The organism is Bacillus sp. CH_48 (assembly GCF_038008465.1).
Taxonomy (GTDB): domain Bacteria; phylum Bacillota; class Bacilli; order Bacillales; family Bacillaceae_G; genus Bacillus_A; species Bacillus_A thuringiensis_S.
In genome coordinates this window covers 1,093,700-1,116,147 of sequence record NZ_JBBOZF010000001.1, presented here as the reverse complement: position 1 = coordinate 1,116,147, position 22,448 = coordinate 1,093,700, and the positions used below count along the sequence as shown (strand labels likewise).

The window sequence follows — 22,448 nt, the reverse complement described above, 5'->3', positions numbered from 1 at the left end:
ACCTTTTTGTTTAATCGAACTTTAGTTTTTTTAATGCGTCTGCGAACGGGTTGTTTAATGGTTCTTCTTCTTTTTTCTGTTGTTTCATATATTTTTGAACGTCACGTTTATCAGCTTTGTTTCCAGATTCTTTTTTACGTCGCTCTTGGAATGTTGATAATTTCTCGCGATAGCCACATTTACATGCAAAGATTTGACCTGCACCTTCACCACGTAATTCTAGTTTCTTCTTACATTGCGGACAGCGAGCGTTTGTTGTACGAGATACATTTTTACGATGACCACATTCACGATCTTGGCATACGAGCATTTTTCCCTTTTTGCCGTTTACTTCTAGCATTGGTTTACCGCAGTCTGGACAAGACTTCGTTGAAATGTTGTCATGTTTATATTTTTTATCACTCGATTTAATTTCAGAAACAATTTCTTTCGTATAGTTCTTCATTTCAGAAATGAATACTTCTTTTTTCAGCTTACCTTTTGCGATAGCCTCAAGTTTTTGTTCCCATTCACCAGTTAGTGTAGGGGATTTTAACTCTTCTGGTACTAAATCAAGTAATTGACGACCTTTTGATGTAATGTGAATATCTTTACCACGTTTTTCAATTAAGAAAGAGTTGAAAAGTTTGTCGATAATATCTGCACGTGTCGCTACAGTACCTAATCCACCAGTCGATTTTAACGTATCAGCAAGTTGTTTATTTTGCGTATCCATATATTTTGTAGGATTCTCCATTGCTGAAAGTAAAGTTGCTTCATTAAAGCGTGCAGGTGCTTTCGTTTGACCTGATGTTTGCATAATTAACTTTACAGTTAATGTATCGCCCTTTTCGATGTGGGGTAGAAGCTGCTCTTTTACGTCATCAGTTACATCATCGTCTTCAAATCGATTTTCGTATACTTCCTTCCAACCAGCATGTAAAATTGTTTTTCCGCGTGCAATGAACGTTTCACTACCAACTTTGGTACGTAATGTTAGTTGCTCGTATTCGAATGCTGGGAATAAAACAGCTAAGAAACGTTTTACAACTAAATCATAAATTTTACGTTCTTTATCTGTGAATGCTGAGAAGTTAACGTATCCTTCTGTTGGAATAATCGCATGATGATCGCTTACTTTACTATCATCAACAAATGATTTATTAGCCTTGATAGGCTTTTGTAATACTTTATGTGCTAAAGGACGGTACTCTCCAACGCCACATGCTTTTAAACGTTCTGGAAGTGTTTCAACGATATCAGATGAAATGTAGCGTGAATCTGTACGAGGGTACGTTAGCACTTTATGTTGTTCATATAACTTCTGCATAATGTTTAATGTTTCTTTCGCAGAGTAACCGAACTTTTTATTTGCATCACGTTGTAATTCAGTTAAATCGTAAAGACCAGGAGAGAATGACTTCTTCTGTTTTTTATCAATTTCCACAACAGTAGCATGTTGTTTATCTAAACCTTTTACAATACCATCAATTTTTTCTTTATTAAAACTACGGCTATTGCCATTTGCATCTTGCCAAGTAAGTTTGAGTTTCTCCATCGTTTGAGCTTCGATGCCGTAGTAAGTTTGTGCTTTGAAGTTCTTGATTTCATCTTCACGACTAGCAATCATAGCGACAGTAGGCGTTTGTACACGACCGCAATTTAACTGAGCATTAAAGCGAGTCGTTAAAGCGCGAGTTGCATTAAGACCGATATACCAGTCAGCTTCTGAACGTGCAACTGCTGAAGCGTATAAATTGTCATAGGCTTTACCTGGTTTTAAATTTGCAAAACCATCTTTAATTGCTTTATCGGTTACAGAAGAAATCCATAAACGTTTGATTGGTTTGTTTAGCTTAACTTTATCGATGATCCAGCGTGCGACTAATTCCCCTTCACGTCCAGCGTCTGTTGCTACAATAATTTCATTTACATCTTTTCTAAGTAGCTGACTCTTTACAGCATTAAACTGTTTACCAGTTTGTTTAATAACCGTTAATTTCAAACGCTCTGGTAGCATCGGTAAATCTTCTAAATTCCACTGTTTATATTTCACATCATAGCTTTCTGGATCTGCTAATGTAACGAGATGACCTAAAGCCCAAGTTACAATATATTTACTACCCTCAAGATAGCCGTTTCCTTTTTTATCACACTTCAGTACACGAGCAATATCTCGTGCAACGGAAGGCTTTTCAGCGATTACAACGCTTTTTGACATATTAAAAACATCCTTTCAAATTTCCATAAGTTAAATATAGCATACATCTTCTTGAGATTCAGTTTCGCTTCATATTTGAGCTGTTTTTAGTGGAATGAACAAAATCCTGACTGATTAAAGTTTCACTTTATATAGAAAAGTAAAGAACTTGTTATTTTACTAGAATAAGAGTAGACTTTGAAGTAGATGAATAAGAAACACATGGGAGTTTGTGGATACAAACTGAGAGTATGGCTACTAGTCCGTCATTGACCATTTGAACCTGTTGGATAATGCCAGCGTAGGGAGAGTGTAAAAGCACATGTTCAGGCACTTTGCGTACGCGCGAAGTGCCTTTTTGTGTATCTCCCATCATTATAGTTAGGAGATGAAAAGGATGAATATGAAAGAAATTAGTAAAGTAGTGGATTTGGTGAGAGAATCTAATCCGCTCGTTCATAATATTACAAATGTTGTTGTAACAAATTTTACTGCTAACGGTTTGTTGGCACTTGGGGCATCGCCTGTAATGGCGTATGCAAAAGAAGAAGTAGCAGAAATGGCTAGCATTGCTGGAGCGTTAGTATTAAATATGGGAACACTTCGTCCTGAGGAAGTAGAAGCGATGTTACTTGCTGGTAAATCAGCAAATGTGAACAATGTGCCAGTACTATTTGATCCAGTTGGTGCAGGAGCAACTTCGTATCGAACAGAAGTTGCGAGACATATTCCGGCTGAAATCGATTTAGCGATTATCCGCGGAAATGCAGCTGAAATAGCAAATGTTATTAATGAAAAATGGGAAATTAAAGGGGTAGACGCTGGTACTGGAAAGGGCAATGTTGTAAGCATTGCAAGGCAGGCAGCAGACGAATTGAATACAGTTGCGGTCATTACTGGAAAAGAAGATGTTGTTACAGATGGAGAGCGAACTGTTCTTATTCGAAACGGTCACCCTATTTTAACGAAAGTTACGGGAACAGGGTGTTTACTAACTTCAGTAATAGGAGCATTTGTAGCAGTTGAAAAAGATTATGTAAAGGCAACTGTAGCAGCATTAACGTTTTATGGTGTAGCTTCGGAACTGGCAGCTGCTAAAACAGTAGAAAAAGGGCCAGGTAGTTTCCAAATTGAATTTTTAAATCAATTAGCGAATACAACTTCAGCTGATATAGAGAAATATGGGAAGATTGAGGAGTTAGAGTAAGGGGGATGAAACACATGATGCGCATTGAAACAAAGAAAATGTCTAACCTATTGCAAGTGTATTTTATTATGGGAAGTAATAACTGCACGAGGGATCCTTTAGCTGTATTGAAAGAAGCGTTAGATGGTGGAGTGACACTTTTTCAGTTTCGCGAGAAGGGGGAAGGTTCTTTAATCGGAGGAGATAGAGTGCGCTTTGCAAAAGAATTGCAGACGCTTTGTAAGGAATATAGTGTTCCTTTCATTGTAAATGATGATGTAGAATTAGCCATTGAATTAGATGCAGATGGTGTTCATGTAGGACAAGATGATGAAGGGATTACATCTGTTCGTGAAAAAATGGGAGATAAAATTATCGGCGTATCTGCTCATACAATTGAAGAAGCACGCTTTGCAATCGAAAATGGAGCAGATTATTTAGGCGTTGGACCTATTTTTCCAACGAGTACGAAAAAAGATACGAAAGCGGTTCAAGGAACGAAAGGATTAGCTTATTTTAGAGAACAAGGAATTACAGTGCCAATCGTTGGTATTGGTGGGATTACAATTGAAAATACAGCGGCAGTTATAGAAGCGGGTGCGGACGGTGTTTCAGTTATTTCAGCAATTAGTTTAGCTGAATCTGCGTATGAAAGTACGAGAAAATTAGCTGAAGAAGTAAAGAGAAGTTTGTAGAAAAGGACATGTAGTATTTTAAGTGCTACATCGAGAAGTAGACTGCCCAAAAAATTTAAACAAACATTTGATTAAAAAAGCACAAACCTTTTTAAATAAGGGTTTGTGCTTTTTCTTTAAAACATAATAGAAATTAAAAGCATTCCAATTCCGATAGAAGTAAATGTTGCAATTAAGCCTGGAATCATAAAGCTATGATTTAATACGTATTTACCGATACCTGTTGTACCAGTACGGTCAAAGTTAATGGCAGCAACGATTGTCCCGTAGTTTGGAATGAAGAAATATCCGTTTACTGCAGGGAACATCGCAATCAGTAGTGCTGGTGGAATACCAAGGGATAGTCCAAGTGGCATTAAGGCACGTACTGTTGCTGCTTGGCTGTACAGTAAAATAGATAGAATGAATAGTGCGATGGCAAATAGCCAAGGTGCACTTGTTACTAAATGCTGAATAGATCCTTGAATCATATTTAAGTTTCCATTAAAGAAAGTATCTCCCATCCAAGCGATACCGAAAATAGCAACAACTGCTGTTGCTCCTGCTTTAAAGACGTTACCAGACACAATGCTTTCTACATTTGGTTTACAGAAAATAATAATAAGAGCCGCGATAGTTAACATAACCATCTCAATTGTGTTCGGCATGGAAAGACGGGCTAACTTCCCATCAACTATCCATCCTGGACGAAGTGCTTCAAATGAACCAAGAAGTACAACAAGGAAGGTTCCTACAAGGAAAAGGATAACTGATAATTTGGCGCCCTTTACACCTACAAATTCTTTTTTCTCTTCAAGCTTAGGAATCATTCCTTCTTTTAATCGTTTTAAGTATTCAGGGTCTTCATTTAATTCTTTTCCCATCTTACTAGCAACGAATGCTGCTAACATACAAGCAATGAAAGTAGAAGGAATACTCACTTTTAAAATATCTAATAAAGTGATTTTATAGTCAGCTAACATTGCTAAAAGAGCAACTGTGGCAGCTGAAATTGGGCTAGCTGTAATTGCTTGTTGAGAAGCGATTACGGCAATCGACATTGGGCGTTCCGGTCTAATCCCTGATTCACGAGAGACTTCTGCAATAACAGGAAGTACAGAATAGGCAACGTGACCAGTACCTGCACATAGTGTGAATAAATAAGTAACAATTGGAGCAAAAAAAGTAATACGCTTTGGATTTTTTCGTAATGCCTTTTCAGCTAGATGAACAAGATAGTCCATTCCTCCAGCAGCTTGCAAAGCACCAGCAGCAGTAATTACTGCCAAAATCATAAGCATTACATCGATAGGAGGCGCGGTCGGTTGTAAGTGGAAGACAAAAACGAGTATTGCCATACCAACTCCACCCATTACTCCTAAACCAACTCCGCCTAGGCGTGCACCAATAAAAATACAGAGTAACAAGGTAAGAAATTGTAGCCAAAACATGATAAACTACCTCCGAAATTCATTAGTTAAGATATATTCGAATAGTTTAATTTGAATGAAAATTAAATAAATACCCGAAGAAATCCTTGTTATTTATACATTTTTTATTATATAACACAAAAAAAGTAACATTCACGTACTTTTTGAAATTATTTCGAAAAAGCAATGCGTTAAAAATTTGTATTTATATCTCTAAATAAGTAGACATTTTGATTTATATGTTGTAATCTTTGAAAGAGAATAAATTAATTCTCATAGAACTCCCATATCGTTCAACTCGTTCAGCGAGAAAGGCAAACTGATGGAAACATGAGGACGCAAAACTACAGGAGCTAAGGTCGAAAGGCTATGCTAGCCAGTTACCGGACGGATAGGGTTGGTCTTGGCCAATGCTTTTACATTGGCTTTTTTTTATTCTCGAATATATTGAGAATCATTTTCAAACAAAATATTCGTATATTTTGTTTTTTTGTTATGTTAATTAAGGAAGGTGGATATTAATGAAAAAATATTGGCATAAGTTATCGTTCCTTCAAAAGAACGTCTTATTAACTGTATTAGTTATTTTGACACTTGTTGGAAGTATGGGTGCGTTAAGTTTCAACATGTTTCAAAATAGTATGATGTCTTTATTTGAAAGGCAGTCTATTGAAACAGGAGAAATAGTATTGAAAAAATTGGATGTAGAATTAGTTAGAGACATGGCGAAAGATCCTACAGCCGAAAAAGTGAAAAAAGAAAAGTTAACAGAGAAATTAGATGAAGTGTCAAAAGAATTGAAAAGTGTTGGACAAACGTATGTTACAGGAGCAAAGCCGAATGAAAAGCGAGAATTACAACTCGTTGGTTTGACTACAGAGTTAACAAATGCATTCCCTATAAAGCCGGGAGATTATTATGAACAACCCGCTCATTGGATGAAGGCATACGATAAGGTCATTGATACGAAAAAGGCCCAAATGACAGAAGTATATGAAGATGAAATAGGTTCGTGGGTGACAATATTAGAACCAATTACAGATGGAGAAAACAATATTGTTGCAATTATTGCGGCTGACTTAGATGCTTCCATTGTTCCTATTACAAAAGAGAAGTTTATGATACAGGGCTTACTCTTTATCATTATTTCATTAGCAATTGCGACTATTACTCAATTCTTTATCGTGCGTCACTCGCTAGCTCCATTAAAAGATTTACGAGAAGGATTACGTAAAATTGGTGAAGGTGATTTAAGTATTAAATTAAAAGAAAGACCAGATGATATTGGAATTATTAATGTTTATTTCAATAACACGATTGAAAAATTTAAAGGGATTATAGATAAAGTAAGGCAAACTGCTGAGCAAGTTTCTTCTTCTTCACAAGAATTGTCGGCGAGTACAGAGGAAAACAGTATGGCAGTTCAAGAGATTGCAAGTTCTATTGAAGGTTTAAGAGTAGGGGCACAGTCTCAAAAAACTTCAGTACAACAATGTTTAGGAATTGTACATGGAATGGAAGATAAGGTAGAAGAGATAACTGGGGCTGCAAAACAAGTTGCGGTTGCTTCTGAAGGTATGGAGCAACATTCAATTGAAGGTAATGAAGTGATTGGACAAATTATTAATCAAATGAGTTTAATCCAAAATGCAGTACAGGATTTATCTTCCATCATTTATTCGTTAGAAACAAGGTCAAAAGAAATTAGTGATATCGTAACTGTAATTACAGGTATTTCAAATCAAACAAATTTATTAGCTTTAAATGCTTCTATTGAGGCTTCACGTGCTGGAGCAGCTGGAAGAGGGTTTGCAGTTGTTGCTGATGAAGTACGAAAATTAGCAGAACAAACTGAAGCGTCTGCAAAAGATATAGCGAAATTAATTGGTGAAACACAAGCTGAGACAGAAGATGCTGTAGTTTCAATGCAAAAAGGTTCAAAAGAAGTAGAAACTGGAATTTCACTTGTTCAAAGTAGTGGAGATTTCTTTGAAAAAATTTCAAAATCAGCGCAATCTGTTACAGATCAAGTAAAAGCTGTCTCTGGTAATTCGAGTGACATTTTACAAAATAGCCAGAATATTGTTCAAGTCGTAAATGAATTATCACATATTGCAAATACTTATGCCAACAGCAGTAGTAATGTTGAAGAAAGCATGAAAGAGCAAGAAATATCAGTACAAGATATTGCAGAATTAGCGACTTCTTTAAGTTGGCTTTCTCAGGAATTACAAGAGCTAATTGGTGAGTTTAAAAGTGAATAAGAAGAAAGATCAATTCTAATCGAAGGGGGATCCCCCCTTTGATTATGAATTGAACTAATTTGCCCGTTAATAAGGGATGAAAAAGGTGTGAATTTTCACACCTTTATTATATTTGAGAGAGGAATTTACATAAATATGAAATTAGCAATTTCTTATAATGAGATGGTAAAAGAATTTTTAGGAAAAGTAGAAGGAAGTATTAAAATACCTAAAGATGTTCAAGGAACAGAATTTGGGGTAAAAAGAAAAACTGAACTATTTCCAAATTTGACTCACATTGTAGATTTAATAGGAGCGACTGCAACGTGGTTATATCATATTTCTAAAGAAAAACATATTGTTGTGCTTTATCATGTAAGAGGAAGTTTATTTCCGATTACTATTGAAATTTCTAATTTTCTCTCCTATGAAAGTTTGAATTTACAGATTGAAGAGCAACTGGAACAAATTAAAGAAATGAATGAGGAAGAAATAGAAGAGTTTCAAAACGGTAATACATTATATGAAATGTCACCTATTATTATTGGTGAAACATATTATGAGCTACAAGACACGAATACATTACAATTTGTATTTAGTAAAAATATGCAAAGCGTAGAAATAATATTTAATAGTGTTAATTGGAAAGAGACAACGATTACTCGTTATGCACAACAAATACAAGGTGTTTTAATCAATGCATCACAAAATACGAATAATTATATAAATGATTTTAATGTTATTACAGAGGCCGAGATGGCACTTTATAGTCAAGTGAATGATACGACAGCGGTATATCCTGAGAAAAGCATCGTCGATATGTTCTATAATACTGTTACTCAATTTCCAAATCGTATAGCTTTATCTTCAAGGGAAGGTACTTTAACTTATGAGGAGCTAAATAAAAAAAGTAATCAGATAGCTCATATGTTAATTAAAAACGGCGTCCAATTAGGAGACTATGTTGGAATATTTATGAAACGTAGCATAGACACAGTAGTAAGTATGGTAGCTATATTAAAAGCTGGTGCAGCGTATGTTCCGATTGATCCAGATTATCCGGAAAGTAGAATACAGTACATTATTCAAGATAGCCAAGCGAAAGTTATATTGATGAAAGAGACGCCTATAACATGTGATGGGGCTCAAACAGTTTCAATGTATGATAGTGAAACTTGTGAAGATATAGATGTAAAGTTGTCTATTCATTGTGATGATGTAGCTTATATGATTTATACATCTGGTTCAACAGGGAATCCAAAGGGAACGATGTTAGCACATAGAGGCGTTGTTAATCTGTACACTTGGATGCAAAAGCAATATGAATTGACAGAAGAGGATGTATTTGCCCAATTTCCTTCCTTTAGTTTCGATGCTTCTGTATGGGAGTCATTTGCTTCTTTATTCTGCGGAGGAAACTTGTATGTATTATTAGAGGAAGAGCGATTGTCTGTAGAAGCATTTGCACATGCAATCTATAAAGTGAAAGCAACTTCGATCTTGGCATTAGCAACAATTTTTGTTCGACAAGTAGCAACTTATTTAGCAGAAGAAGATATATATAAGCTAGCTTCCCTAAAAAGAATTGCGATTGGCGGTGAAATGTTGCCTGTAGAAGTTATTAAATTGTGGAGAGAAAGAATAGGTACAAATGTTGAAATTCATAATGTATACGGACCGACAGAATGTACAGTAGTGACGACAACTTATAAAATACCTAGTCAGTTAAATGAGGATGTTGCGAGTATTCCCATTGGTAAACCATGTTCTAATTATCAAGTTATGATTTTGGATGAGAATATGAATCTTTGTCCAATTGGTGTACCTGGTGAATTATATATAGATTCAGTAGGATTAGCAAAAGGGTATTTTAATAAACCTAATAAAACAATTGAAGCTTTTATTCCGAACCCTTTTAATCCTATAGTTAATATATATAAAACAGGTGATATCGTTAAGTTGCTAGAGGATGGAAATATAGAGTTTTTACATCGGAAAGATGATCAAGTAAAAATTAGAGGACATCGTATTGAACTAGGAGAAATCCAAAGTGAAATTTCTCAAAATCATAATATAAAAGAAAATGCTGTTTTTGCTAAGAAGAGTAAGGAAGGTAGCCAATATTTAATCGCGTTCTATACAACTTTAAATAAAAAAGAAATACCAGAATTAGTTTATCAGTTACAAGAGCAATTACCAGATTATATGGTGCCATCTAAACTAATTTATATTAATGAATTACCACTTACACCTAATAAAAAGATTGATGTTAAGAAGTTAGCTCAGTTAGAAGAAAAGTATGAACCGGTTCGTCTACAAGAATATGTTGCACCTTCTAATAAAGCAGAAAAACAAATAGCGAACGCTTGGGCGGAAGTATTAGGAATTTCAAAAGTTGGAGTGCATGATGATTTCTTTACAATTGGTGGACATTCATTGAAAGTATTACGAGTCTTAACATTGTTAAAAGAAGATTTCTCACATTTAACAATTCAAGATTTCTTTAAAGAAAGAACGATATATGGATTAGCTCGAATTGAGCGAGAAGTAAAAGTAGAGAAAGAAGAAGTATTTCGTGAATATAAAGTGATTCACGAACCGGATACTATTAAGTATGCAAACGTTTTGGAAGAAACCCAGATTTCAAATGTCTTTTTAACAGGAGCTACTGGTTATTTAGGATCACACATATTATATGAATTGCTGAGAGATACATCTGCTACTATTTATTGTTTAGTAAGACCAACCAAAGATGTGCAGCAAAGAATTATAGATACATTAACAGGTTACTTTAATGATATATGTGAAGAATGGTTACAGCGTATACAGGCCGTAGCTGGTGATCTGGGAGAAGAGTATCTTGGGATGAGCGAAGAAGAATTTATGTTCATCAGTTCTAAGATGGATACGATAATTCATTGCGGTGCAGATGTAAGACATTTTGGAGATGTAAAACAATTTGAAAATATAAATGTCCAAGGAACTAGCCGTATGCTAGCATTAGTGGAAAAAGATGCTACATTCCATTTTATTTCTACGATTGGTATCCCGTTAGAATTAGCGGTAGATCAATGGGATACATACATGAAAACTGGTGATTTTAATTACAGTGTAGACTTAGAGAATGTATATTCAAATAGTAAACTACAAGCGGAAAACATTGTTCGTGAAGCAATGAAAAATGGTTTGCGCGGAAATATTTATCGTGCAGGTAATTTAGCATGTCATTCAGAAACAGGTTCGTTCCAACAAAATATTGAAGGAAACGCATTTTATCGTCTTATTAAAACAATGCTATTAATTGGGAAAGCACCAAATGTGAAGTGGAAAGTTGATTTCACACCAATTGATTTTGCTAGTAAATCAATTGTAACGTATTTAAAAGATTCGCAAATTGTAGGAGAGACGTTACATATTTGTCATCCACATCAAATTGAGTTTGAACAATTTATACAGCTAATTGGAGAGTGTGGATACAATCTTGAACTGGTTACACTTTCAGAATATGAAAATGCCGGACTTGAATTAGCAAAGGGAAATGAAGTAATAGCAGAGTTAATTGCTTCTCAAGTTGCAGGAGATGGAGCGCAGCAATCTGAAATTGTAATGGGTACGCGTAGAACGAATGAATGGATTAAGAAAAAAGAATTGAAAGTACCAGCAATTAATAAAGAATTTATACAGCAGTTATTAGCTCATGGTGAAAAAGTTGGTTATTTTCCAAAAATAATGAAATGATTATGCATGCTTTTGTTTGTTCAATAAAATAAATCATGCTACAATGAAAACGAATTAAGGACCGGGGAGCCAATTGGCTGAGAGGATGTAAGTAAACATCGACCCTCAACCTGATCTGGATAATGCCAGCGTAGGGAGTTACTTAAAGTGATGTAGCATATGTTATTCTATAATAACTTGCATACAAGGCTTTCCTACGCAGTAGGAAAGCCTTTTCTTATTTTTGAAATTTAATTTTATAAGGGGGATTTTATTATGTCACAACAAGTTACAATGTCATTTTCAGTAGTACCACAAGCGAAAACGAAAGATGTATATTCTGTTGTCGATAAAGCAATTGAAGTTGTGCAACAATCGGGAGTTCGTTATGAAGTAGGGGCAATGGAAACAACTTTGGAAGGAGAATTAGATGTACTTCTTGATGTCGTTAAACGTGCACAACAAGCTTGCGTCGATGCTGGAGCAGAAGAAGTGATTACTTCTATTAAAATCCATTATCGTCCAAGCACTGGTGTAACGATAGATGAAAAGGTTTGGAAGTACCGTGATGAATATGCAAAACCAGAAGCAATCTAAACTTATTACAACTATTTGGCTTATCCTTCTCATTGCGATATGGGAAGGATCTGTTTCATTATTTAAAATCGAACCGTGGATTTTACCAAAGCCTTCTGCCATTGTTCAAGAATTAATTAGGATGAAAGATTTACTATTACCAAATACGATGCAAACACTGCAGGAAGTTATAATTGGACTATTCTTTGCAATTTTATTGGGGACGAGCATCGCAATTATTATGGACGTTATACCGTTATTTCGTATTTTAATAAATCCATTGCTCGTTATTTCGCAAACAATTCCAATTGTTGTACTTGCACCACTATTTATTATTTGGTTTGGATATGGGATGTTGCCGAAAGTAATGGTCGTAATACTCGTTTGTTTCTTCCCAATTGCGCTTAGTATTTTAGAAGGTTTTCAAACAGTAGATAAAAACATGTTGAAGCTGTTACAAACAATGAAGGCGACGAAATGGCAAGTTTACCAGAAAGTAAAATTTCCAGCAGTGCTTCCATACTTTTTCTCAGGCTTAAAAATTGCAGTTACATATAGCGTAATGGGGGCAATTATCGGAGAATGGCTCGGTGCAAGTGAAGGATTAGGCGTTATGCTTACGAGGGCTACAAAATCATTTTTGACTGCTCGAGTATTTGGTGTTGCAGCAATCATCGTTATGGTGACATTGTGCCTGTATTTTATCGTAGAGTTTATGGCAAGAATAACAGCACCATGGATATATAGAAAGGACGGCAGAAAATGAAAAAAGGTTTGAAAGTTATGTTAGCTGCCTTATTAGCGGTAGGTGTGGCTGGATGTAATCCGGCGAAGAAAGAAGAAAGTAAAAGTAAAGATCAAAAAGTAAAAGTAGTATTAGATTGGTTTCCAAATACGAATCATACTGGCTTATATGTAGCACAAACGAAAGATTATTACAAAAAGCAAGGATTAGATGTAGAAATTATTCAACCGGGTGACAATGTAACAGCAGAGCAAATGATAGCATCAGGAAAAGCTGACTTCGCAATAAGCGCACAAGAAAATGTAACGTTGGCTCGTGTGGAAGGGATTCCTGTTGTATCTGTCGGAGCGATTATTCAGCATAACACTTCAGCATTTGCATCACTTAAGAAAGATAATATGACGTCACCGAAAGATTTTGAAGGTAAACGTTACGGCGGCTGGGGAGGACCAGCAGAAGAAGCGACATTAAAGACGATTATGGATAAGCATCAAGCTGATTTTAATAAAGTTGAAAAAATCATCTTAGGACAAACCGATTTCTTTAAATCAATCGGCCGTGATGCAGACTTTGAATGGATTTATTACGGATGGGATGGAATTGAAGCGAAGCGCCAAGGAAAAGAGTTAAATACGATTATGGTGAAAGACTTAGACCCAGCGCTTGATTTCTATAGTCCTGTTATTATTACGAGTGAAAAACATACGAAGCAAGATAAAGACTTTGTGAAAAAGTTTATGAGTGCAACAACAGAAGGTTATAATTTTGCAATTAAGGAACCGAAAGAAGCTGCTGATATTCTAATTAAAGCTGTTCCAGATGTAAATAAAGATTTAGTTCAAGAAAGCCAGAAATGGTTAAGTACGAAGTATCAAGATGATGCGAAAGCATGGGGAGTACAGAAGGAAGAAATTTGGACGAATTACATGAATTTCTTATATGACAACAAAGTTATTAAAAAGAAAATCGATGTAAAAGATGCTTTTACAAATGAATTCCTTCCAAGTGAAAAATGAGCGGATTACAAATAAAAAATATAGTGAAATCTTTCGACGGAAAGAATGTATTAGAGAATATTAGTGCCTCTATACAAGAGGGAGAGTTTGTTTCCTTTGTAGGACCGAGTGGTTGCGGGAAAAGCACATTATTAAACATGATTGCAAATGTTGAAAAACCAACAAGCGGGAACGTAACGTATAAAGATAAGCAAGTACAAGAGCAAGATGTTGTTAGTTATATGCCACAACAAGATTTATTACTACCGTGGCGATCAGCTTTGCAAAATATCGTTCTTCCGTTAGAAATTGAAGGAAAGCCGAAAAAACAAAGGCTGACAGAAGGAATGGAAGCATTAAAGCAGTTCGAACTAGATGAATATGCAGACCATTATCCAGATGAATTGTCTGGTGGTATGCGTCAAAGAATTAGTTTTCTGCGCACATATTTGTGTGAAAAGCCAATTATGCTGCTTGATGAGCCTTTTGGAAAGTTAGATGCATTTACAAAAATGGAAGTACATAGCTGGCTTTTAAACTCTTGGCATCAAGAGAAGCAAACAATCGTTATGGTTACACATGACTTAGATGAGGCAATCTTGCTTTCAGATCGCGTATTTATTTTATCTCAAAGACCAGCGTCAATAGTTGGCGAGGTACAAGTGAAATTACCTAGACTGAGAACGATGGATATGTTAACATCACTCGAATTAAAAAAGGATAAAGAAGAGATTTTAAGTGTGTTAGCTCCTTATATGAAAAAATAGAAAAAGCTGATGTTTTAATTTTAGACGAACCGACTAATCATTTGGATGTAGAAACTAAGATGGCTTTAAAAGAAGCGTTATAACAATATAAAGGAACGGTTTTAATTGTCTCACATGAACCTTCTTTCTATGAATCGTGGATAACAAAAGTATGGAATATAGAAGAGTGGAATGCTGAACAATATGAATAAAGAAAAGACATTAGCTTTTATGAGCTAATGTCTTTTCTTTGTGATTAACATGATTTTCGAGAACTCTTACATGAGAATTGTATGAAGAAGCACTCTTATGGTGCGCTTATAAGCGTGCTTTTTCTTTTGTTATATTTATAATAATACGAAAGCCTTTCCCTAACAGGTGACTATCTTTCTTTATATATATAGATAGTTCAAAATGGAATGAAAATAATTCCTATATGTAAAGGATAATGTGGATATTATAGGAAGACAATAGAAATTAAAGGAAATTCATGTAAAATTCAAATGAACTTCATATAAACTTCATATTAGAAACTAAATATAATTATAATAAGTTATTGTAATGTTTTTGATTTTTCGTAAAATTAAAAGTTTGAATTTAGGAGGTATTGCTCGAACCTAAATTCAAACTTTAGTGAAATAATTAATGGATATTACGTCTAGTTTTCGCTAATGACGGCATTTAAAAGTTCGGCAGGATTACCTGTTCCTGCACCACCAATTGTAATAGATCCGCCAGGAGGAATTTCGCCATTCCATCCTGCGTTCGTAATTACATAATGATTATTTGTTTTACTATTAATTTTAGAATCCCAAACTTGTGTTAAATTGCCGCTATAATCAAATTCTAATTTCCAATTTTTAATAGGGGTCGTTCCATTATTTTTGATTATAATCGAGAAGTTATAACCGCTGCCCCAATTCGAAGTGACTGAAAATGTAGCAGTGCCATTTCCATCAGGAGGTGTCGTATTAGCTTCATCTGTTTTGACAGTAAGAGCGGTAGGTTGTGATTTATTTCCAGAAGCATCTTTGGCAATTACTGAAAATGTGTATTCCGTATTAGGTTTTAAGTTTTTAATTGTAATGCTATTTGTTGTTGAACTCCATTTTTCTTCTCCGGCAGTAATTTCGTATTCAGTAACGCCTACGTTATCAGTGGATGCAGTCCAACTTAATTGAACTGAGCTTGAATTTTTATTCGTAACTACAATATTTTTAACATTTGTTGGTGGCTCAGTATCTTTTTGACTAATAGGTCCACCAAGTAATTCTTTTACTAGCGTATCAAGTAATTTTGGACCACTACAACTATATTTTGGACTTGTACGGCAATCCCCGCTTAGTTCCCAAAACATTGCTCCACTTAAACCTTTCGTCTTTATATAGTCTGTTTTATATTTCATAGATTCATTGTCATCGTAGCTAATAAATGTGCCTGTAGTTGCATTATATAAATAAGGTACTTTAGCTGTGTCATTCCAGTAGCGTACAAAACCATTTTTATTAACGTAATTGGCTGCTAAATCACCGTAATCATATACACCTGTGTCACCGGTAGAATAATCATCCCAAGTACCTTTAGAAGCAAGTTTCCCATCACTACCTGGTTTGCAAGGTTGATATTGTCCGTTATTTTCTTTACCACAACTTTTCCAGCCACGTCCGTAAAAAGGTACGCCTAATACTAGTTTATCCACTGGAACACCTTCATTTGTATAAACATCTATAGCACCATCTACGTAAAAATTCGTATTTGCTGCTGGGTCATTTGGATCCTTATATAGAGCTGCATTATGATTAGAAGTAGCTTCCCATCCGCCGTGGAAATCATATGTCATAATATTAATCCAATCGAGTATTTGAGAAATTTTCTTTAGCTCTGTATGATCAGCGTAGCGTTGGCTTGCGCCTGAAGCGATTGTTAGTAAATATTGTTTGCCATCTTCAGCACCTGCTTTATTCAAAGCATTTCGGACGTCTTGAAGAAGGAGAGTGAAATTTTGTTTATCTTCAGGACGATAACTACCACCAGGAATCGTTTCAACGCCCGGATATTCCCAGTCTAAATCCACGCCATCAAACCCATATGCACGAAGAAAAGATACTGTAGATTCAGCAAATACTTTTCTTGTTTTTTCATCAGCGGCCATATCAGAAAAGCGGTTAGACCAAGTCCAGCCACCAACGGAAATAATTGTTTTTAAGTGAGGATATTTAGCTTTTAATCGTTTTAGTTCTCCGAAATTTCCGCAACGGGCATATTTATCGCAATCTTCCCAAGTTGTCCCTGAACCAGGATACGATTTGGTAACATCAGCCCATGGTTCACCGAGTACGAGAGTACCATTAGGAACCTCTTTATTTTGCAATGGTACACCAGATTCTTTACAGTTCCACGTTTGTTTATTTGGATTATCAGGATGAGTAGAAGGGTTTCCATGTTTTCCATTCCAACAAATATCCGCGAAAGCATAGTTAAGGTGAGTAAGTTTTGATGCATCAATGTCAGCAACTTGATAATTACGTCCGTAAACGCCCCACGAAGGAAAGTACCCAACAATTTTTTGACTTTGCTTTGGTGAATCTGCTAATGCGAGATTTGGAGTAATAAAATTTGTGAGAAAAAGAGGTAAGAAAAGTAGTAGAGATAGTAATAGCAGTGTGAATTTTTGAGACCTCATAGCCATTTCTCCTTTCAAAATAAAAAATATATTTAAAGGCATACGCCAATAAATCAAAATGAATCTAGACGTATGAAACGTCTAGATAAAATGATCAGACATCACGAAGTCTATACAAGGGAGCTGGGGGTGATTAAATCGTAACAAATGTAAGATTTAGTGTAAACGCTTTATTAAGTTAAAACATACTTTCTCAATACAAAAAGGCTTGAATACAAACTATATATGAAAACGAAAGATCGGTATGGGAGGAAAAAGCTTATTATAAATAAATTTGAGAAAAAATTGTCTGGAGTCAATTATTAAAGACGTAGAAAGATAAGGAAATATCATGTAAAATAATAGTAAAAATATGTAAAGGAGGGAATGGTGTGGATGTGTTTTTGAACATTGCTGAAGAAAAAATTCGACAAGCAATACGGAATGGTGATCTTGATTATCTTCCGGGAAAAGGAAAACCACTACAATTAGAAGATCTTTCAATGGTACCTCCAGAACTTAGAATGAGTTATAAAATTTTAAAAAATGCGGGAATGATTCCATCAGAAATGGAACTACAAAAAGATATATTAAAAATAGAGGATCTAATTGCTTGCTGTTATGATGAAGAAGAGAGAAAGAAATTACGAGAAGAGTTAACAGCAAAAACGCTTCGTTTTCAGCAGGTAATGGAAAAGAGAAGGATTAAAGATAGTTCAGCTTTTTGTATGTATCAAGATAGAGTATTTCATAAATTGCGTTAAGAGGGATAAGATGCATAAATTTAAAACGATAGAAGAATTAGCGACATATATTGAAGAACAACAATTGGTACTTCTGTTCATTAAAACAGAAAATTGTGGTGTTTGTGATGTTATGTTAAGGAAAGTAAATTACGTATTAGAGAATTATGATTACGTAGAGAAAATAGAGATATTACTACAAGATATGCAAGAGATTGCGGGGCGATATGCAGTATTTACAGGACCAACAGTTTTATTATTTTATAATGGAAAAGAGATCCTTCGGGAATCGCGCTTCATTTCACTTAAAAATCTAGAGAGAACCATTCAATTATTCGAGGAATAAGGGAGGCTTTTATATGGAATTTATTATCGTCATACTATTATTTGTTGTAGTTGGAATAATCGTAACAGCAGTTCGATCGAACAAAAAGAAGGTAAATCTTACAAAACAAAATAACATTCATAATTCATCTAACAGCTCATCACCATTATTTTTCTTTGCTGGATCTGATAATGATAGCTCGCATGATGGCGGTTCACATGATTGTGGAGGGTCTTTTGGGGGAGATAGCGGGGGAAGCTGCGGTGGTGGTGATTGATGAAAATGCGCCTTATATAGGCGTATTTCTTTTTAAACAAACGTTTGATTAGTTGGCTTGCATATGCATAAACACAGTTAAACAAACGTTTGATTAATATTTTTAACATACTAAGGGGAATGGAAATGAAAAGGGAACCGAGAGTGAAAAATAAGGGGAAAGTAGTGTTATTTTTATTAGCTGCGGGAGGCGTATTTCTTGTTAAATTAACATTTAAATTTGGAACAATACATATGATTCGAACTTGGTTTGAAAGTACATTTTCTTAAATAAGGAATATAGCCTCTTGCGATAGAGGTTTTTGATTTGTTATTATTAGACTGAACGGTCGGTTTAAAGAGGTGTGAATATGAGAAGAAGCGCAGAAGAGATAAAGAAAGAAATTGCATATAAAGCAGAAAGTCTATTTTCACAGAAGGGCTACGCAGCTACATCTATGGAAGAGATTTGTGAAATTACAGAGCGAAGTAAAGGAAGTATTTATTATCACTTTAAAAGTAAAGAAGATTTATTTTTATTTGTAGTGAAACAGCATACGTATGATTGGCTTGAAAAATGGAATGAAAAAGAGAAGTTGTATAGCACTAGTACTGAAAAACTATATGGTCTCGCGGAATATCATGTAGAGGACATACAGCAACCAATTTCAAATGCAATAGAGGAATTCTCTATGAGCCAAGTTGTAAGTAAAGAGATTCTGGATGAACTGTTAGCTTTAACTAGAGAATCATATGTTATGTTTGAGAAATTAATTGAAGCAGGTATACAGTCTGGAGAGTTCCGTGAAGATAATACTCGTGATCTTATGTATATTGTGAATGGATTATTATCAGGGCTTGGAGTACTTTACTACGAGCTAGATTATAAAGAGTTGAAGCGTATTTATAAAAAGGCAATAGATGTATTGTTAAAAGGAATGGCAGCTGAATAATAGGTCAGTTGCTTTTCTTAAAGAATAAATTAGACCGAACGGTCGGTTTGTGAAAGGGGAATGAAAATGAACGCTTTATTTAAAAACCGAGCATTTATGCTCGTTATGGCATCTGATATTTTACAACAATTTGCAATTTGGATTAGAAATATGGCTCTTTTATATTTCATAATGGAGCGGACAAATAATGATCCAGTTTCAGTGTCTCTATTATCTGTCATGGAGTATGCACCTATCTTTATTTTCTCGTTCATTGGTGGTGCATTAGCAGATCGTTGGAATCCGAAAAGAACAATGGTTGCTGGAGATGTGTTAAGTGTACTGTCTATTATAGGAATTGTCGTATTGTTAAAATTTGATTATTGGCAGGCTATATTTTTTGCAACACTCATTTCCGCGATTGTAGGTCAGTTTTCTCAGCCCTCATCTTCGCGTATATTTAAGCGCTATGTAAAAGAAGAAGAGGTAGCAAATGCGATTGCATTTAACCAAACATTACAGTCATTATTTCTAATTTTTGGGCCAGTGGTAGGATCGCTTGTGTATACACAACTTGGTTTATTTACGTCACTATATAGCTTAATCATTTTATTTTTGTTATCTGCTATCGCCCTTTCATTTTTACCAAAATGGGTTGAAAAAGAGCAAGTGGCGAGAGATTCATTAAAAAATGATATAAAAGAAGGTTGGAAGTATGTTCTTCATACGAAAAATTTACGTATGATTACGATCACTTTTACTATTATGGGTTTAGCTGTTGGATTAACAAATCCATTAGAGGTGTTTCTTGTAATAGAACGCCTTGGAATGGAAAAGGAAGCGGTTCAATATTTAGCAGCAGCTGACGGAATAGGTATGTTAATCGGTGGTATTGTTGCTGCAGTTTTCGCTTCAAAAGTGAATCCGAAAAAGATGTTCGTATTCGGTATGAGCATATTAGCGATGTCATTTTTAGTAGAAGGGCTATCTACATCATTTTGGATTACTAGTTTCATGAGATTTGGAACAGGTATTTGTTTAGCTTGTGTTAATATCGTTGTCGGTACGCTTATGATTCAACTTGTACCAGAAAATATGGTTGGAAGAGTAAACGGGACGATTTTACCACTGTTTATGGGGGCAATGCTAATTGGAACTTCACTAGCTGGAGGATTAAAGGAACTAACTTCACTAGTTATTGTGTTTTGTATAGCAATGGCACTTGTTTTATTAGCGATAGGGCCAGTTCTACGCATGCAAATAAAGAAAGAAGATGTCGTTAATAAAGAGAAACTAACAAATTCGTTAGCTTCGAAATAACTATTTTAAGGGAGCAAAATTGCTCCCTTTTTCTTTGAGGAACTTTTGACAACTATATGAGCCAATTATATACTGATGTTGTAAAAACGATTTTACAGGTTAGGAGCAATGGTGTGAAAAATCAAATCTATGAATTACGCACTGAAAATAATATTTCACAAGGCGCATTAGCTGATAAATGCAAGGTTTCTAGACAGACGATAAATGCAATTGAGAATAATAAATATGATCCAAGCTTAGCGTTAGCATTCCGTTTAGCTGAAGTATTAGGAACAACTGTTGATAAATTATTTTTGTACAAGCAGTAGAGTCGTTTATTATAAGGCGCACCGTTAAAAATAAAAAAGATCCTCTTCTCATGAGAAGAGGATCTTTTCTTATAGCGTTTTAGTCTTTGGACTAGGTGGTGTAACGGATGTATTATTTTCTGGAACTCTAGTTAATAAGAATCCACCGATAATAAACAGAACAATAATACTAAGAACACCAGCGTTTGTTTTTCCTGTTAATTGCGTTGTAACACCGACTAATACCGGGCCCATAATTGCGGCGAACTTACCAAAGATATTATAAAATCCGAAGAATTCATTAGCAGATTCTTTTGGTACTAGTTTTGCAAAGTATGAACGACTTAGTGCTTGAATACCACCTTGAGATGTAGCAACTAACATTGCTAAAATCCAAAAATCAAGTGTCGTTTTTAAGAAATAAGCATATATGCAAATGATGATATAAATAATGATACCGACATATAGCATTTTTTTACCTGTAAATGTTGCTGATAATTTTCCATATAATAAAGCAAATGGACAAGCGACAATTTGTGTTACAAATAATATGATTAATAGATTAGTTGCACTGATACCGAGATCTGTTCCGTAAGCGGTGGACATGGTAATAATTGTATCGACCCCATCAATATAGAAAAAGTAAGCGATTAGGAACATGAATACAGTTTTATATTCTTTAATATTTTTAAAAGTAGCAGCAAGGCGTTTGAAGCTCATTGTAATTGGTCTAGGGTGACGTTCAATATAGTGCTTTTGCTCTACGTTTTTTAGCATTGGAATTGTAAATAACCCCCACCAAAGAGCTGTTATCGCAAATGAAATTTGACTAGCGATACCAACAGATAAAGGGATAGTTCCTTTTTGAGAAAGAATAATAAGAGCGATACAACCGATGAAAGGAATAGTACTCCCAATATAGCCTAATGCGAAACCTCGCGTAGAAATTCGATCCATTCTATCTTCAGAAGTGACATCTACTAAAAATGCATCATAAAAAATGTTTGCTCCAGCAAAACCGACTAAGGCGAGCATATAGCATCCTAATAATAAGTACCACTGAGATGTTGGAACGACTGCTAACATACTTGTAAATACGATACCGAGTCCAAAGAAGAATGTGAAAAATCGTTTTTTAAATCCTTTATAATCAGCAACTGTGCCGAGAATAGGAGCAAGTATAGAAATTAAAAGTGTAGCGAACGAGTTTGCATATCCCCAATATGCTGTTGAAGTTGCCCCGGATAGTCCAGCTTCTTTTGCAGCTGCTTTAAAGTAAATTGGAAATAATGCAGTTGTAATGACGAGCGAATATACCGAGTTCGCCCAATCGTATAATATCCAGCTTTTTTCTTGTCTGGACATTTTTTTCATATAATGTTCCCCCTTAAATTTGTTTTACTAACAGTGTACAAAAATAAAAATTATAAAAA

General features: G+C 35.0%; 19 protein-coding genes, 1 pseudogene and 3 riboswitches. Of the genes and pseudogenes, 16 read left to right on the top strand and 4 right to left on the bottom strand.

All coding sequences use genetic code 11. The annotated features are described in order from the left end of the window. Nucleotides 1-10 precede the first annotated feature (10 nt). On the bottom strand, nt 11-2,200 hold the full coding sequence (gene topB, locus N2V92_RS05390) for a DNA topoisomerase III (protein ID WP_000047320.1): 2,190 nt from the start codon (nt 2,198-2,200) through the stop codon (nt 11-13). Between the two features lie 191 nt (nt 2,201-2,391). Further along, nucleotides 2,392-2,504, top strand: a riboswitch (TPP riboswitch). 72 nt (nt 2,505-2,576) lie between these two features. Between topB and thiM the strand changes: the two genes are divergently transcribed. Continuing rightward, nucleotides 2,577-3,386: a hydroxyethylthiazole kinase gene (gene thiM, locus N2V92_RS05385; RefSeq protein ID WP_016078586.1), complete on the top strand. Its 810-nt coding sequence runs from the start codon at nt 2,577-2,579 to the stop codon at nt 3,384-3,386. Between the two features lie 14 nt (nt 3,387-3,400). Next, on the top strand, nt 3,401-4,060 hold the full coding sequence (gene thiE / locus N2V92_RS05380; protein ID WP_000984531.1) for a thiamine phosphate synthase: 660 nt from the start codon (nt 3,401-3,403) through the stop codon (nt 4,058-4,060). A 116-nt stretch (nt 4,061-4,176) separates the two neighbouring features. Here the strand turns inward: thiE and N2V92_RS05375 are convergent, their stop codons facing one another. Beyond that, on the bottom strand, nt 4,177-5,490 hold the full coding sequence (locus N2V92_RS05375; protein WP_000498704.1) for an anaerobic C4-dicarboxylate transporter family protein: 1,314 nt from the start codon (nt 5,488-5,490) through the stop codon (nt 4,177-4,179). 282 nt (nt 5,491-5,772) lie between these two features. Next, a riboswitch (cyclic di-GMP riboswitch) is annotated at nt 5,773-5,857 on the top strand. A gap of 133 nt (nt 5,858-5,990) precedes the next feature. Here N2V92_RS05375 and N2V92_RS05370 point away from each other — a divergent pair. The 7 genes and pseudogenes from N2V92_RS05370 to N2V92_RS05340 all read left to right on the top strand — a co-directional run. Next, nucleotides 5,991-7,733: a methyl-accepting chemotaxis protein gene (locus N2V92_RS05370; RefSeq protein WP_000761081.1), complete on the top strand. Its 1,743-nt coding sequence runs from the start codon at nt 5,991-5,993 to the stop codon at nt 7,731-7,733. Nucleotides 7,734-7,868: 135 nt separating this feature from the next. Beyond that, nucleotides 7,869-11,450, top strand: a complete 3,582-nt coding sequence (locus N2V92_RS05365; RefSeq protein WP_016078587.1) for a non-ribosomal peptide synthetase family protein — start codon at nt 7,869-7,871, stop codon at nt 11,448-11,450. Nucleotides 11,451-11,502: 52 nt separating this feature from the next. Continuing rightward, nucleotides 11,503-11,604: riboswitch (TPP riboswitch) on the top strand. A gap of 101 nt (nt 11,605-11,705) precedes the next feature. Next, nucleotides 11,706-12,026, top strand: coding sequence for an MTH1187 family thiamine-binding protein (locus tag N2V92_RS05360; protein ID WP_000082906.1), 321 nt, complete (start codon nt 11,706-11,708; stop codon nt 12,024-12,026). After that, nucleotides 11,998-12,771, top strand: a complete 774-nt coding sequence (locus tag N2V92_RS05355; RefSeq protein ID WP_001057168.1) for an ABC transporter permease — start codon at nt 11,998-12,000, stop codon at nt 12,769-12,771. The genes N2V92_RS05360 and N2V92_RS05355 overlap by 29 nt, the downstream gene beginning before the upstream one ends. Further along, nucleotides 12,768-13,766 (top strand): ABC transporter substrate-binding protein, encoded by a 999-nt coding sequence (locus N2V92_RS05350; RefSeq protein WP_000715561.1) that lies wholly within the window; start codon nt 12,768-12,770, stop codon nt 13,764-13,766. The genes N2V92_RS05355 and N2V92_RS05350 overlap by 4 nt, the downstream gene beginning before the upstream one ends. Further along, nucleotides 13,763-14,512, top strand: coding sequence for an ABC transporter ATP-binding protein (locus N2V92_RS05345; RefSeq protein WP_000016082.1), 750 nt, complete (start codon nt 13,763-13,765; stop codon nt 14,510-14,512). Before N2V92_RS05350 ends, N2V92_RS05345 begins: the two co-directional genes overlap by 4 nt. Next, nucleotides 14,509-14,703: pseudogene (locus N2V92_RS05340) on the top strand (ABC transporter ATP-binding protein); the annotation flags it as partial. The gene N2V92_RS05345 and the pseudogene N2V92_RS05340, both read left to right, overlap by 4 nt. A 446-nt stretch (nt 14,704-15,149) precedes the next feature. On the opposite strand, the gene N2V92_RS05335 reads toward N2V92_RS05340, so the two are convergent. Further along, entirely contained in the window at nt 15,150-17,174 is a 2,025-nt protein-coding gene (locus N2V92_RS05335) for a glycosyl hydrolase family 18 protein (protein WP_016078588.1), read from the bottom strand. A gap of 371 nt (nt 17,175-17,545) precedes the next feature. Here N2V92_RS05335 and N2V92_RS05330 point away from each other — a divergent pair, with 371 nt between their 5' ends. From N2V92_RS05330 to N2V92_RS05300, 7 genes are all read left to right on the top strand, one after another. Then, entirely contained in the window at nt 17,546-17,917 is a 372-nt protein-coding gene (locus N2V92_RS05330; protein ID WP_016078589.1) for a DnaJ family domain-containing protein, read from the top strand. A 10-nt stretch (nt 17,918-17,927) separates the two neighbouring features. Then, on the top strand, nt 17,928-18,242 hold the full coding sequence (locus N2V92_RS05325) for a thioredoxin family protein (protein ID WP_016078590.1): 315 nt from the start codon (nt 17,928-17,930) through the stop codon (nt 18,240-18,242). Nucleotides 18,243-18,255: 13 nt separating this feature from the next. Beyond that, the gene (locus tag N2V92_RS05320) at nt 18,256-18,498 is read left to right on the top strand and encodes a hypothetical protein (protein WP_000394363.1); all 243 of its coding nucleotides are present in this window, start codon (nt 18,256-18,258) and stop codon (nt 18,496-18,498) included. 125 nt (nt 18,499-18,623) lie between these two features. After that, entirely contained in the window at nt 18,624-18,767 is a 144-nt protein-coding gene (locus tag N2V92_RS05315; RefSeq protein ID WP_000817987.1) for a hypothetical protein, read from the top strand. Between the two features lie 80 nt (nt 18,768-18,847). Further along, nucleotides 18,848-19,429 (top strand): TetR/AcrR family transcriptional regulator, encoded by a 582-nt coding sequence (locus N2V92_RS05310; protein WP_001254432.1) that lies wholly within the window; start codon nt 18,848-18,850, stop codon nt 19,427-19,429. Nucleotides 19,430-19,495: 66 nt separating this feature from the next. Next, a complete protein-coding gene (locus N2V92_RS05305) occupies nt 19,496-20,728 on the top strand; it encodes an MFS transporter (protein WP_016078591.1) in 1,233 nt (410 codons plus the stop codon). A gap of 56 nt (nt 20,729-20,784) precedes the next feature. Then, the gene (locus tag N2V92_RS05300) at nt 20,785-21,036 is read left to right on the top strand and encodes a helix-turn-helix transcriptional regulator (protein WP_002023181.1); all 252 of its coding nucleotides are present in this window, start codon (nt 20,785-20,787) and stop codon (nt 21,034-21,036) included. A gap of 69 nt (nt 21,037-21,105) precedes the next feature. Here N2V92_RS05300 and N2V92_RS05295 read toward each other — a convergent pair whose 3' ends face one another. After that, a complete protein-coding gene (locus N2V92_RS05295; protein WP_016078592.1) occupies nt 21,106-22,389 on the bottom strand; it encodes an MFS transporter in 1,284 nt (427 codons plus the stop codon). Nucleotides 22,390-22,448: the final 59 nt, after the last annotated feature.